Annotated in this window: 13 protein-coding genes; 8 read left to right on the top strand and 5 right to left on the bottom strand. The window is 60.0% G+C overall.

Features of this window, described 5'->3' with window-relative positions:
* The first annotated feature begins 7 nt into the window (after positions 1-7).
* The 7 genes from FHT29_RS03355 to FHT29_RS03325 all read left to right on the top strand — a co-directional run bounded on the left by FHT29_RS03355 (position 8) and on the right by FHT29_RS03325 (position 7,065).
* Entirely contained in the window at positions 8-322 is a 315-nt protein-coding gene (locus FHT29_RS03355; protein ID WP_168599127.1) for a hypothetical protein, read from the top strand.
* A gap of 98 nt (positions 323-420) precedes the next feature.
* The gene (locus tag FHT29_RS03350) at positions 421-765 is read left to right on the top strand and encodes a hypothetical protein (RefSeq protein ID WP_168599126.1); all 345 of its coding nucleotides are present in this window, start codon (positions 421-423) and stop codon (positions 763-765) included.
* A gap of 69 nt (positions 766-834) precedes the next feature.
* Positions 835-1,137, top strand: a complete 303-nt coding sequence (locus FHT29_RS03345; RefSeq protein WP_168599125.1) for a hypothetical protein — start codon at positions 835-837, stop codon at positions 1,135-1,137.
* 1 nt (position 1,138) lies between these two features.
* Positions 1,139-1,954 carry a hypothetical protein gene (locus tag FHT29_RS03340; protein WP_132573122.1) on the top strand — a complete coding sequence of 272 codons (816 nt, stop codon included), beginning with the start codon at positions 1,139-1,141 and terminating at the stop codon, positions 1,952-1,954.
* A gap of 36 nt (positions 1,955-1,990) precedes the next feature.
* A complete protein-coding gene (locus FHT29_RS03335) occupies positions 1,991-4,165 on the top strand; it encodes a DDE-type integrase/transposase/recombinase (RefSeq protein ID WP_168599124.1) in 2,175 nt (724 codons plus the stop codon).
* Positions 4,165-5,115 (top strand): ATP-binding protein, encoded by a 951-nt coding sequence (locus FHT29_RS03330; protein ID WP_132573126.1) that lies wholly within the window; start codon positions 4,165-4,167, stop codon positions 5,113-5,115. The genes FHT29_RS03335 and FHT29_RS03330 overlap by 1 nt, the downstream gene beginning before the upstream one ends.
* A gap of 15 nt (positions 5,116-5,130) precedes the next feature.
* Positions 5,131-7,065: a TniQ family protein gene (locus tag FHT29_RS03325; RefSeq protein WP_132526959.1), complete on the top strand. Its 1,935-nt coding sequence runs from the start codon at positions 5,131-5,133 to the stop codon at positions 7,063-7,065.
* A 374-nt stretch (positions 7,066-7,439) separates the two neighbouring features.
* Here the strand turns inward: FHT29_RS03325 and FHT29_RS03320 are convergent, their stop codons facing one another.
* From FHT29_RS03320 to FHT29_RS03310, 3 genes are all read right to left on the bottom strand, one after another.
* A complete protein-coding gene (locus tag FHT29_RS03320; RefSeq protein ID WP_037195009.1) occupies positions 7,440-8,189 on the bottom strand; it encodes an SDR family oxidoreductase in 750 nt (249 codons plus the stop codon).
* 123 nt (positions 8,190-8,312) lie between these two features.
* Complete coding sequence (locus FHT29_RS03315; protein WP_168599123.1) at positions 8,313-9,227, bottom strand: AraC family transcriptional regulator; 915 nt, start codon at positions 9,225-9,227, stop codon at positions 8,313-8,315.
* An 80-nt stretch (positions 9,228-9,307) separates the two neighbouring features.
* On the bottom strand, positions 9,308-10,063 hold the full coding sequence (locus FHT29_RS03310; protein ID WP_037195018.1) for a class I SAM-dependent methyltransferase: 756 nt from the start codon (positions 10,061-10,063) through the stop codon (positions 9,308-9,310).
* A 527-nt stretch (positions 10,064-10,590) separates the two neighbouring features.
* On the opposite strand from FHT29_RS03310, the gene FHT29_RS03305 reads away from it, so the two are divergent.
* Positions 10,591-11,052, top strand: a complete 462-nt coding sequence (locus FHT29_RS03305) for a cupin domain-containing protein (protein ID WP_037195019.1) — start codon at positions 10,591-10,593, stop codon at positions 11,050-11,052.
* Positions 11,053-11,124: 72 nt separating this feature from the next.
* On the opposite strand, the gene FHT29_RS03300 is transcribed toward FHT29_RS03305, so the two are convergent.
* Both FHT29_RS03300 and FHT29_RS03295 read right to left on the bottom strand, forming a co-directional pair.
* Entirely contained in the window at positions 11,125-11,643 is a 519-nt protein-coding gene (locus FHT29_RS03300) for a GNAT family N-acetyltransferase (RefSeq protein WP_168599122.1), read from the bottom strand.
* A 16-nt stretch (positions 11,644-11,659) separates the two neighbouring features.
* A complete protein-coding gene (locus tag FHT29_RS03295) occupies positions 11,660-12,655 on the bottom strand; it encodes a LysR family transcriptional regulator (protein ID WP_168599121.1) in 996 nt (331 codons plus the stop codon).
* Positions 12,656-12,774: the final 119 nt, after the last annotated feature.

The following is a 12,774-nucleotide window of genomic DNA, read 5'->3' as shown; positions in this document are numbered from 1 at the left end:
AACCGAAATGGACCTCGAGCACCTCTCCTCCGTCCTCAATGAGATCAGCGATCGCCTGAACTATGTGCCCGACCCGACATCAGCTGCAGAGCACCTGCCTGAGCTGGTCGAATTCGAACGCTGGGTTCTGGAACTGATGACGCGCGATGCGCTCTCCGTGCCCGGGCACGACTGGGACTTCTGGAACCTGATGGCCGGATCGTTTGCGGAGTTCAATCGCGTGCTGCGCTCGGTCGGCGCACCGGAGTTGAAGCTCGTGACCTTCGACGCGTTCGAGAAGGTGGTCGCGTCGGCTGCGGGCTTTCCGACCGCCCACAACTAGCACCGTTGGCACCATCTTAGCTCTGGACGACGTTCCAAGGCAGCCGCTGCCGCTCAGCCCAAGCACCCCAGAAATCAACCTACACGAAGGAAGATCCCATGGATCAGCTCTACTACCCACGCCCGCCCGTCCCTAAGACCGCCTTTGCCAAAGAACTGGTGTTCCGTCGCATCGCAGAGGCCTCCCTGCGCCTTGAAATCAAGGCACAAAATGACCAGCGCGATCAGACTATGGGTCTCTTCGACGAGGCGGTCTTCGGCCACCTCGCTTCGGTGCTCCGCCCGACCATTAGCGACAGCTACCGCCAGCTCCAGTGGTCTGTCATGGACGCCTGCGGAACCCTGACGCAGCTTCCTTCCGAAACCACCTTCCGCCGTCGTATCGCACGCGGACGGAAGCTCGCCACCGACGCCCTCACCGGGCGAACGCGCGGGCGCCGCTGAGACCACCCCCTGATCCACTCATCTCGCAGCTCCAAGCCAAGACGTCCGGAGCCTTCCCTAGGAGCAAATATGCCGCGTACTCCTACTGCCGTCCGATCCACCCTCTCGATCCGAACCCGCTCGCGGGGACTTATCGAAAGCGAATTCCTGCAGACCCTTCCCGACGGGCTCGAGCAGGTCCCCGTCGACCTGACAGTCCTGTTGCGCAGCTTCGGTCTCGAGAACACGTTGTCCGACGCGCAGAAGCTGCGGATCCAGCAGCTCGCACCTTGCGTGGTCAGGGTCACGAACCAGACCTCGGACGCGCCGTCGGATGCGCTCTCGTCCGCTTCCGACGGAGACGTACCCACATCGTCGATGGAGGGCCGCTGAGATGTCGAACCCTGTCTACGGCAAGGCCGTTGCCGAAATGCTCCGCCGGAAAACTGCCGGTCTCTCCTTTCTGGATGAGCGCCGACCGATCAGCGATACGGGCCAGCTCCCCGCGCGGCGCTGGCACGACGAACCGCGCAAGTCTGCGCAGCCAGTAGCCACCGAAACGCGCTATTACGGCAAGCCGACGACAGGCTTGGCAACCCGCCAGCCCGCCACGCGCAACGCCGGATCCTCTCGCAGTTCCCAGATTTTCAAGGGGATCAAGGTGTTCGCCGAAAGTGAACTAGAGCGTCACTCGCTCACACGGTTCACCGCTCGCCGCGACGTGAAGCTGATCTATTCGCAGTACCCAGTGCTGCCTTGGACGGACGCCGATGGCGTCGATCACGATCACACCTGCGACCACTACCTCGAATTCTCCGACGGCATGCGCGAGGCCGTAGTCATCAAGATGGAAAAGAAGCGCGCACTGATGGAAGACATGATCGCGCGGATGTTCGCACGTGGCGTCTCGCACGTCGTCGATAACATCCGTCTCGTTACCGAGAAATACGGCAACCGGAGCACGGCTGACAACGCGCGGTGGATCCTGTGGTCGCGCAAGCACCACGACGACGTCGCGTTGAACTCGCTCCTGCAGATCATCGAGTGCATGCACGGGTTCTTCCGCTTCGGCGAACTCATGCGCGGCTGCAGCGATCCCCTGCTCCGCCGCGCCGCCATCTGGTGCCTGCTGGATCTCGAGATCCTTGTCGCGCCTGTCGGCGAGCGCATCACCGAGCTCACCTGGTTGGCGAAGGCCCCGGCCCGCTGAACCCACACATCGATCAATACCCCGAAGGACGCGCGAATGTTTGACTACCTCATTCCCCCTGCTCAGGAGAGCGCCGCAATCGTCCGTCTCCGGTCGATTGATCGTCTCGTGGTCGCAGGGGAGAGGTACATCCCCTCCGGCCGTCTGCTGACCGGATACCATTTCGTTTCGGAGCGGAGCCCGGATGCGCGTCCGTTTTTGTGGACGCACGGCGACATCCTCGAGAAGATTGGTAACGGTGCCGAAATTGTCCGCGGCGAGAAACTTCAGTCAATCGCGGATCTCGACCTTATCTACGCGGGCAAGGGCTTCGATGACTTCTCGAAGAAGCAGCAGCTTGCTGGTCGCAAGCTCAAGAAGCTCATGGATCGGTACAACGCCGCAATCCTGCGCGGCGAAAAGCTGCCGCGAAGCGACAACGTTTCCAAGAAGAAGCTTAGTGGCGAGGATGCCAGCCCGAAGTTTCAGGACTGGCTTAACGATGAATGTCGAAAGCTGAACTATGTCTTGAAAAAGGAGGGCGGAGAAACTTCCGAAAAGATGCTTTCGACCTCGCAGTTCAACAGGCTGTACCTCCGATACGAAGCCGCCGGACGCAATATCCTCGCCATCATGCCTCGCCACAAAGGCCCCGGACAGAAGACTGCTCCGTGGACTCCGGAGGCCTACGCATTCGCATTGAACGAGGCCGGTGCCTTCAAAAGCGACCTCAAGCCAGAGAAGATGGACGTCTTCGAATGGTATCTCGCCGCCCTGTGGGCTGAAAATGAGCGTCGTAAGGCGCGCGGGCAGGACGAGCTCTATCAGCTTGGCAAGACGAAATTCTACGAGATCATCGACTCGTTTCCCGCATTCGACGTGATGGCTGGCCGTTTCGGTGAGGCCTACGCACGCGAACACTTCTCGCCGAACATGGCCAGCTATCACGACGTCCGTCCCGGCAGTCTCGTTCAGATGGACGAATGGAAGGGTGACATGCTCACCCTGGTCGCGAAGACCGGGCAGTACAAAGACATTCCGCCCGGACTTCACAAGTTCCTGAAGAAGATTCGCATCTGGTTGGTGGTGGCGATTTGCGTCGCGACGCGTGCGGTGCTCGCCGTCCACGCTGTGCCGAAGCCGAATGCCCAGGCCGCCATCGACACGTTGCGGATGGTGATGTCGGACAAGACCAGATATGCGCAGCTCGCGGGCGCCACGATGACTTGGAAGCAGCGCGTCAGCCCGGAGCAGTTGCACGTCGACAATGGCTCTGCATTCATCTCGGAAGAGTTTAAGGAAGTTCTGGACGCACTCGGTATCAAACCGACCTTCCCTCCCGCCAAGAAGCCGAAAAAGCGCCCCCATATTGAATCGCTGTTCCACGTCATTGGTCCGAAACTGACGGCGTTCTTCCATGGGCGGACTTTCAGCAGCATCGCCGAAAAGGGCGACTATGACGCCAGGAAGCATGCCTCGCTGCTTGTTGGTGAATTTGTCGATGCGTTCCGCCTCGGTGTCGTCGACATCTATCACTTGAAGGCCCACGGTTCCCTCGGAGGTCGATCGCCGCACAACGTCTGGATTGATGCCTGCTCGACATACGAATGGGATCCCCCTCCGACTTCCGGCCAGATGCTGGATGCATTTGGCAAGGTCCGCACGGCATCGATCGGTAGCTACGGCATTGTCCGGCGCGACATCTCTTACTGGAACGACGATCTGATCGAGCTCTTCAAGGAAGTGGGCAACAAGCCCGTCAAGATCAAGGAAGACGCCTCCAACATCGCCAGCATTCTGGTCCAGGACAAGGACGGCGACTGGTTCCAGGTTGAGAACAAATCCGAGCTCGAAGACGGCGTGACCGCCCAGCAGTGGGACGACGTCCGCGCGGAAGACAGACGCCGCAACAAGGAAGAGACTGACCGGGACAACCCGATCCGCCACCAGGCGACCAATCGCCTGCGCGAGATGGGCCACGCGGCCGCCAAGCGCTCCCACCTGCCGCCCATCGTGAAATCCCAGAAGAAGATCGAGTCGGCCCGTGCTCAGGTCTATACCGGGTACGACGAGGGCCCGATGCCGGGCACGACCCGCCCGAACATCACCGAGGTCTTCGACGAGCTGCGAGACGGCCCGAAGCCGCAGCCAAACCCGGCACCTGAGGCTCCCGCCGGCGCGCTGCCGGCACCCACCATTTCCAAGTTTGACCGCGTAAGGGAAGAAGACTGATGACGACGCTTTTCGATGAGGACAGCTTCCGTGCCACCAAGGTTCGGGTCCGCAAGACCTATCTCGAACTCGGGAACCGCGGAGAGCAGATCCTTGAAAGGTTCGATTTCATCGACGAAAACGTCAAGGATTTCCACGCAGGAGCAGCGTCGCCGCGTCGTGGGGTCTTCGTGATGGGCGAGTCCGGCACCGGAAAGTCGTTCTCGCTCCGGCACCATCTCGCCACCTATCCTGCGTTCCAGCCCAAAATGAACAAATACGGCCGTATGACGAGGCCTGTCGTCAGCGTCACCGCACCGGACAAGAGCACTACGCTCGACATCATGACCGAAGCTCTTAACGCCATGAGAGTCCCTGTCCCGAAGCACGGCCGCGACATGCGAAAGACAATGTTGGAGCAGTTCGCGGAGAATGAGACCATCGTCTTCCATATCGACGAGATGCAGCACACGACCCGCTCGAACACCGTGGCGACGGTCAGGGCAGTGCAAGAATGGCTCAAGCGCATGCTCGAGATCAAGGAGTTTCCTCTTCATGTAATTGTGTCCGGGATGCCGACCTTGGATGCGCTTCTCGCCGAAGATCAGATCGACCGACGCAGCAAGGTGATTTCGTTCGACACGCTTGCCTGCCCGGACGATCTCAAGTGGGTCATCTTTTGCCTCGAGGAGGTGGCCGTGAAGGGCTGCGGTCTAAGTCTGGCCAACGACATCACTTCGGGCGAGGACCAGTTCTACGAGCGGCTCTGCCACGCTTCCAAAGGAGGCTTTGGAATCATGGTGGAGATGACCCAGGAGGCCTGCTTCCGGGCAATTCGGGCGGGCCGTTCTGAGCTCGCGTCGCGCCACTTCGCCAACGAATATGAATCCAACAGCTCCAATCCAGACCTGAACATTTTCAGGAGCCCCGACTGGCGCGAAATCACGTCCACCTACGACAACCACAAATAATACGAAGGCACGAACATGACCCTACCAGTTGTCGTACCCTTTCATGATGACGAAGTCGCATTGGACCTTCCTTCTAGGCTGGCACATGCTAATGGCTATTCGTCAGTTCGGCGGTTTGTCGAGGCAGCCGGCATCAGGACGACGGACCTTGCCGCAGGTGAAGAAATCGCGATCGAACGCCTGGCAAAATGGTCAGGAGTCGAACCCGAGCGCCTTTCGAAATTCGCCCAGAGGACGCTTGGACGTTCGTTGCGTTGGAAGCTTGGCGAGGCGATGTTCGACAAGGAGTCTCGCGTCGGCCATCGATATCGCTATTGCCCATCTTGCGTGGCGCATGACATTGAAACTGGTGTCGGACGCCCTGGGGCACTCACCTATACGCGCGCTGCCTGGATGACCCGTTCTATCCGCACGTGCGTTATTCACAGCGAGCCGATCGTAGAAGCACCATACTCAAAGACGTTCGGTCGAGACTTTAGCCGGTATGTCTCCGAGAACGCGACCGAGATCTGCGGCCACGCAAATTGCGCGACCACGACCTCAACTCCGTCCAACCTCGACGTGTACCTGAATGACCGGATCTTCGGCATCGCACGACAGCCCTATCTTGATCAGTTCGAGGCTTATGTTGTCGTCAACCTCTGTGTTTACCTTGGCCAGTTCGTCAAAAAATACCGGTCCGCCCTCGGCGAATTTTCCGAGGCGCCCTGGAATCTCGGCGACGCTGAGGTTGGCTTCTTCTTCGCCATTCAAGGCGAGACCGCCATCCGTCACCTGATGAGCATCGTGTTGCGCTCGTCCTGGCTCACTGGGGCGCGGAAGATGCCGTTCGGGCCGCTGGCCCTTTGGCTCCGCAGGAACCGTGACAACTCCGACTGTGCTGCGTTCGTCGAGCTGTTTCAGAATATCTCCGAGCGAAACCTTCCGTTGGGCCCGGGCGAGCTCAGCGTGTTCCGCACCCGCCGTCGGTATCTGCATACGTTACTATCGGCATCCACGGAATTCGGCATGAGTGATGAGCGCGTGCTGCAGCTCGCGGAAACCGCCGGTCTCGTCGCGCATCCGCTGCCGCGCCTCAACAAGGTTCTCATCGACGCCGACAAGCTTAACGCCGTACTCAAGGCCGCTACGGCGACCCTGACGAGCAAGCAGGCGCGGGAGAGGCTCGGTGTTACTGAAGTTGTCATGTCGCGCATCCTGAAGGCAGGCATGATTGATCTGGTAGAGCAGAAAAACGATGGCAGAAAGTTCGCACGCATCCGCAACGAGGACCTCATCAAATTCCAAACCAAACTATTCAGCAAAGTCGGCATGCTGAGCCTCGACGATGGTGGCTCATACACCACTATCGCCGACGCATCGAGGAGGTGCTTTTGCACCTCCGATGAACTGATTGCCCTTGTTCGCGATGGCTCCCTTCGGCATGTCGGCGCACTGCCTAATCACGCGTTCCGTCTCAGCGATCTGCTTGTCGACTGGACGGAGGTCATGGAGATTTTCGTAGAGAAGAGACTAGCGGCAAAGGCCGCGGGGAATGAGGTAGCGGGTGCCCAGATGGACGTCCACAGCACGATCTGGAAGAACGACATCGCACACGGGGTGCCGAGCTATCTGTTAAACAATAGGCAGGCGGCTCGCCTACTCCGCGTAGCGCCTCCGACCATCCGGTATCTCATCGACAATGGGTACGTTTCGACCACTGCCGACCGGAACATCAAGACTAAGCGCAAGCAGGCGTATATCAGCGTTGAGTCCGTCGAGAGGTTCGCCGAGAACCATATCTCGATTGCGGACCTCGCAGCCCAGCTGGAGACGCACCCTGTCATCATCGAAAAAATGCTGTCGAAGAACGGGATCAAGCCAATCTACGAACAGGAAGGCAGGGTAGCTAGATTCTATCAGCGATCCGAGCTCGAACCCCTCAATATGTTCAGTCTTCGAGTTCGCTAGAAAAACGATCACTACGACAATCAGCCCGCTTCTAGCGGGCTTTTTTTGTGTCTCCTGGACGCATAGCTGTGGCGATCTCAGACGCGTCGATATCGCGATCCTAGGATCATTTTAGACGCATGCCAAAATTAAGTTATTGATTACGTTGAGTTATTTTAGAGATTAGACGCATTTCAACGCGGTGGGATCACCTGTTATGCGCTGGACTGGACATGCAGTGCCAAACTTCCCCGCTCCGCATTTAAAAACGGCGGCATTCGGCGGAGAAAAGTTCGTATTCTTTGGATGGTAAAGATGGCCGACGAACAGGCAGCACCGGCGGGGAGGCCGATGCTGCGCTGTGATTGTCCTTTGATGATCAGGACGCTTTGCGCTTACCGGTGACGGGCCTCGTAGAGCGCGACCGCGTCGGCACCGCCCGGAAACTGAAGGCGACCTGTTGTGTCGTGGGCTGCATCCCATATGGCCGCGGCGACATCCGTTTCCTTCGTCGTCATGGCGGGGTGAGCAAATTCCGCGAAGATCGGCGTCGCGAAGCCGGCATAGGCCGGCGGGATCAGATCCTCGATCCGCACATCCGTATTCTGTGCGAAACGCGTCGTCGGGGCATAGCCGGGCTCGACCAGCCTGGCGCGGACATCGAAATAGCCAAGTTCATGCGCGAGCGAGCCGGTAAAGCCCTCGATCGCCTGCTTGCTCGCGGTATAGGCCGCCGCCAGCGGCATGGCGGCCAGCGTCACGCTCGAGGTCACGTTGACGATCACGCCGGACCGGCGTTCACGCATCTGCGGAATGACGGCCTGGCACATGGCCATGACGCCGAACGTGTTGGTGGCGAAGACCTTGCGGATGTGCGCCATCGGCGTCGCCTCGAATGCGCCTACAACACCGATGCCGGCATTGTTGACCAGCACGTCAATGGGGCCGGCGGCCGCGACGGTGGCGGCGATGCTCTCGTCGCTTGTGACATCGAGCGGCAGAATGCGCAGCCGGGCCGAGGCAGGGAAGAGGCTTGCGTCGGGGCGGCGCATCGTGGCGATCACATTCCAGCCCTTGTCGAGGAAATGGCGTGCCGTCTCCAGGCCGTAGCCAGAGGATGTGCCGGTGATCAGGATCGTTTGCATGGGAACCTCCATTCGTTTCGGATGGTTCCTTGATAGCGCCGATCATCTGGACGAAATATAATTCATTATCCATTTATATTGTTCAATCGTCCAGGTCGGCAATAAACTCGCCCGCGCTTGATCTCAGGCGTGGCCGACGCTGCCATTCATCCGGGCAAATCTTCCTGGCGGGCAGCCAAGCCGCTTGCGGAACGCCGTGCTGAAGGCGCTGGCCGAGTCGTAGCCGATGTCGTCGGCGATCCGGTCGAGCGTCTTTGCGCCGCGCAACAAGGCATCCTTGGCCAGCGCCATGCGCCAGCGGACGAGATATTCGATCGGACCGCAGCCGAGCACCGCACCAAAGCGCGCGGCAAAGGCGGAACGCGATTGGCCGGCGATTCGGGCAAGGCCTGCAACTGTCCAGTCTGCGCGCACATCGGCATGCATCGCCGCAAGCACGCGCGCGAGCGCCGGATCGCGCATGCCATGCAGCAGACCAGCGCGATCTTCGCCCATGGTGGTTCCCTGCGAGCGAAGCGCCTCGATGAGAAGAACTTCAAGCATGCGCTGGAGGATCATATCCCTGCCCGGCTCGTCGCCACGGCACTCCTCGGCGATGAGATCGATCAGCCGTCCGAGCCGAGCCGATCGCCCTTCTGATGGCGGAACATGGATCATGCGCGGCAACAGGGCGAGCAGCAGCGGCGCATTCGCCGCCTCGATACGAAACGTGCCGCCCAGCGCTATGAAATCCGCTTCACCCTCCTGCTCGCCATGGCGCACGGGCACATCCATCGGGTCTGTCGGTGTCCCGCCCAGGCCGGGACGACTGCTCAAGGTAAAGGCGGGGGTCGAGGGCAGCAGCAGAAATGCTCCCGTTTCCAGCTTCAAGGGCTCCTCGCCTTCAAATGCAATCCAGCATTCGCCCTTGAGAATGATCGTAAAGCCGGGGGCGTCATGCGCTGCATAGCGTACGGCCCAGGTGCCCCAGCCAGAAATGGGCTTCGAGATGGCCGTGTTCGGCCGAAGCAGGGCAATCACATCGCTGAGCGGGTCCACGTGGATGATCCATATAATATCGAGACAATTAATTATGGATCGTCCGAAGTGGCAAGTCCAGTGCCTGACGGCGGGCCTGGCTACAGCTTGCGATAGGCAAACATGCTCGTCTCATAAGGGAAGGAAATGTCACCGCCCTTTGAGAGTTCAGGGGTTCGCGCGATCAGCGCCCTTACCTGCTTTTCGACTTCCGCCTGTTTCTGCTGAGGCAAGGCCGCGATGAAGCTGACGGATAATGTCCGTTTGACAATGACCTGTTCTGCCGTTCCAACATGTGCGTTGCGGGCATGGCGCTCATCGATGAACTCAAATCCAGGTGCGGGAAAGACGCGGCGCCATTCCCCCGTCACATAGCGGGGCGTATTTCCCTCCCACTCATCCGTGATGGCGGACAGTTCAGCGACCCATGGCACGGTCTCGTCCCGCCCATTCCAAATGAGCCCCAGCACGCCGCCCGGCACGAGAATCCGCCTGATCTCCTGCAAGGCGGCTGCGTTTGCGAACCAGTGGAATGCCTGCGCGCAGACGACGGCATCAACGGATGCGTCTGGCAAAGGGATAGCTTCCGCCGAACCGGCCAGAGCCTGGACCTCCGGAAAGTCGGCCGTAAATTGCTCGCGCATGGCATCGATAGGCTCAACCGCAACGAGGGTTCCTCCGCATCGCCGCAGCAAGGGCATGAACTTTCCTGTGCCGGCACCCAATTCCAGAACTTTCCGGCCGGGTCCGACACCCACGATGCCGCGCAACCAGTCCAGCGCCTCGGGCGGATAGCCTGGTCGCCCGCCGACATAGGCCGCAGCACCGGTCTTGTAGCCTTCAGATGATGTATGCATTGCGATGGTCCTTGCTTGGTGGGATTTTGCCTGATCGTCAAGGCGAGTTGCATTTAGGCGGGCTTAGAGAGCTATGGCGTAGACGTAGTTATCATCATCACCCGGCGCGGTGCGCCAATAATTTCCTAATGCATTGAAAGCTCAAAACAGCTTAGCTTCCTAGACCTTGGAATGGCCCGCTACTTCACATGGCTAGAGCACAAAGGTTGGACACATTAGATGGTAGGAAGGTCTCGATGGGGTGCGTCAGCCGGACTCGCCCTTAACGATCATTCCAATTGGTTAACACACCCATCTTGTGAAACGCGCGGCGATGTCCCACATTCGCCGCCCTCTAATGCTAATGCCGTACATCATGGTTGGTTGAAGGCATGAAGGCAACACCGAGTGCATTCTTTGGCGCTTGCCCATCCAGCACCCTAAAAGAAGTGTTCGCGACACCAAACTGGACCATGACCAGCAATCATTGCTAAACTCCCCTCGACGCCGACAGCCTCCCCCAATAACAAATCCCAGGCAGACCCCTCATGCCGAAGATCGACATTGCAGCCGTGCCGAAACACAAAGGCACCCGCTATCCCGCCCCATTCAACGATCCATGCGCCGCGCGCGTACGGCAGCGGCTGGGCGATGCCGGCGGCCTTACGGATTTCGGGGTCAATCTCATGCGGTTGCCGCCCGGCAATTGGTCGAGCCAGCGGCATTGGCATTCGGAGGAAGACGAATTCGTCTATGTGCTGGAGGGCGAGCTGACGTTGATCGAGGATGAGAGCGAGACGGTGCTGCGCGCCGGCGATTGCGCCGCCTTCCCGAAGGGCTCCGGAAACGGCCATCACATGATCAACAAGTCGGACACGACGGCGGTTTATCTCGAAGCGGGAACACGCTCGCCGACCGACCTCATCACCTGCTCCGACATCGACATGATGAGCTCCAGCACCGACGGCCGGTTCGTGCACAAGGATGGCATGCCCTATCCCGACGGCTAGGCCGCTGCGCGCAATGCGGCGACGGCGTGCCCGGATGGGAAATAATGACGACATCCTGGCCGTGAGGTCGATCTATTCGACTATGTTGCTACTCACGCGGGTCGTCCGGCAGGACAAAAGATGCGTCGGCGCGCCATGCAGCATCACTTCCCGCTCGAAGTCGAAACCGCATTTTTCGAGTACGCGCCGGGAAGCCACATTGACGGGTCGAACGAGGCCGATCACTCGCTCGGCAAGCAAGTCGTCGCGCGAAAAGGCCAGAGCCTCCTTCACCAGTTCCGTGGCATAGCCGCGTCCCCAGCAATCGGGATGCAGGTGATAGGAAAGATTGAGCCCCTCGAACTCCTTCGAGACGGTCACGCCACCGAACCCGATCGGCCGCCCTTCAGCCTCGATCGTCCAGCGTCCAAATCCGTGCACACGCCAGTGCGCCCGGTCACGCGAAAGGCGCCGGGCACTCTCCTCAGGTGAATCCGGCGTCGGATCCGGTCGATGGGCAACAAGCTCGGGGCGGGCAAAAAGTGACGTGACGAAGGCAAGATCCCGGTCTTCCGGCATACGCAAAGACAGACGTTGAGTGTGCCGCACCATGAAGACCGCCTTCGGGCTACACCGCCTCGGCCAGGGCCGGCGGGTCGTAGCAGCAGGCGGCCGTGGAAACGCCTATGCTGCAGCCGCTCGCCTCCAGCGCTTCAGTCACCACGTCCACGAACAGGCGGCGCAACCAAACCGCCCGGCTGTCGGCCTGATCGATGCGCCGATAGAGCATCGTCACCGGGTCGGCCGGCAGTTCGAATGGCGGCACCGAAACCGTCAGATCATGCAGCTGCGCCATGCAGCGGGCGATGGATTCCGGGATGGTCGCAATGGCCGGAATGGCCCGCAATGTCATCGGCAGAGCGGAAAAACGCGGCGCGGTCGCCACGACCTGGCGACGATAACCGAGGCGCACCAGAGCGGCATCCACGTTTGTGGATATGGTGCCTTCAATGGAGACGGTCACATGCGGCGCACTGGCAAATTGCTTCAGTGTGAGCGGCGCGGGGCATTTGAGATGGCGGGGATCGTAGATGCAGAGCGATGCCTGCTCGAACAACGGCGCGCGAATATGCCAGGAGGCGGGCTCGTCATGCACGGAGATGCTGAAGTCATAGGCGCCCTCGTCCAGCAGGCGCGCAGCGTCGCGCTTATCGAACGCCACGCTGATCAGCCGGGCATTCGGCGCCAGCTGACGCAGCCGCGCCACCAGCGGCCCGAAGAAGGACGATTCGAGATTGTCGCACATGCCGACGCGGAACTCGCCCTGCCAGTCCGCCGGATCGAAGGCCGCCGGCGGGCGAATGGCGCGCTCGATGCCGGACAGCGCATCCTCGATCGCCGGCGCAATGGAAAGCGCCCGCGGCGTCGGCTGTAAACCGCGCCCGACGCGCACGAACAATTCGTCATCCAGCGTCTCGCGCAGCCGGCGTAACGCGGCGGAAAGGCCCGGCTGACCCAGCAACAGGCGCTCGGCCGCGCGGCTCACATTCCGCTCCTGCATCAGCACGGAAAAGGCGAGCAGCAGATTGAGATCGATTTTTCGAAGCGTTGCATCATTCATCATCGCCAGTAATACCTGACATGGTTACTATCAATTTGCAATAGGGTTTGAACGTGTACATTTTCTCGTTCCCTGCCGTTTGCAACCTCCCAAGAGGCGGCAGCACAGAAAGGAACGATCCC

The sequence above is a fragment of the Rhizobium sp. SG741 genome (assembly GCF_012275435.1).
Taxonomy (GTDB): domain Bacteria; phylum Pseudomonadota; class Alphaproteobacteria; order Rhizobiales; family Rhizobiaceae; genus Rhizobium; species Rhizobium lusitanum.
The sequence above is the reverse complement of the archived record's forward strand: the minus strand, read 5'-3'. Positions and strand labels throughout refer to the sequence as shown.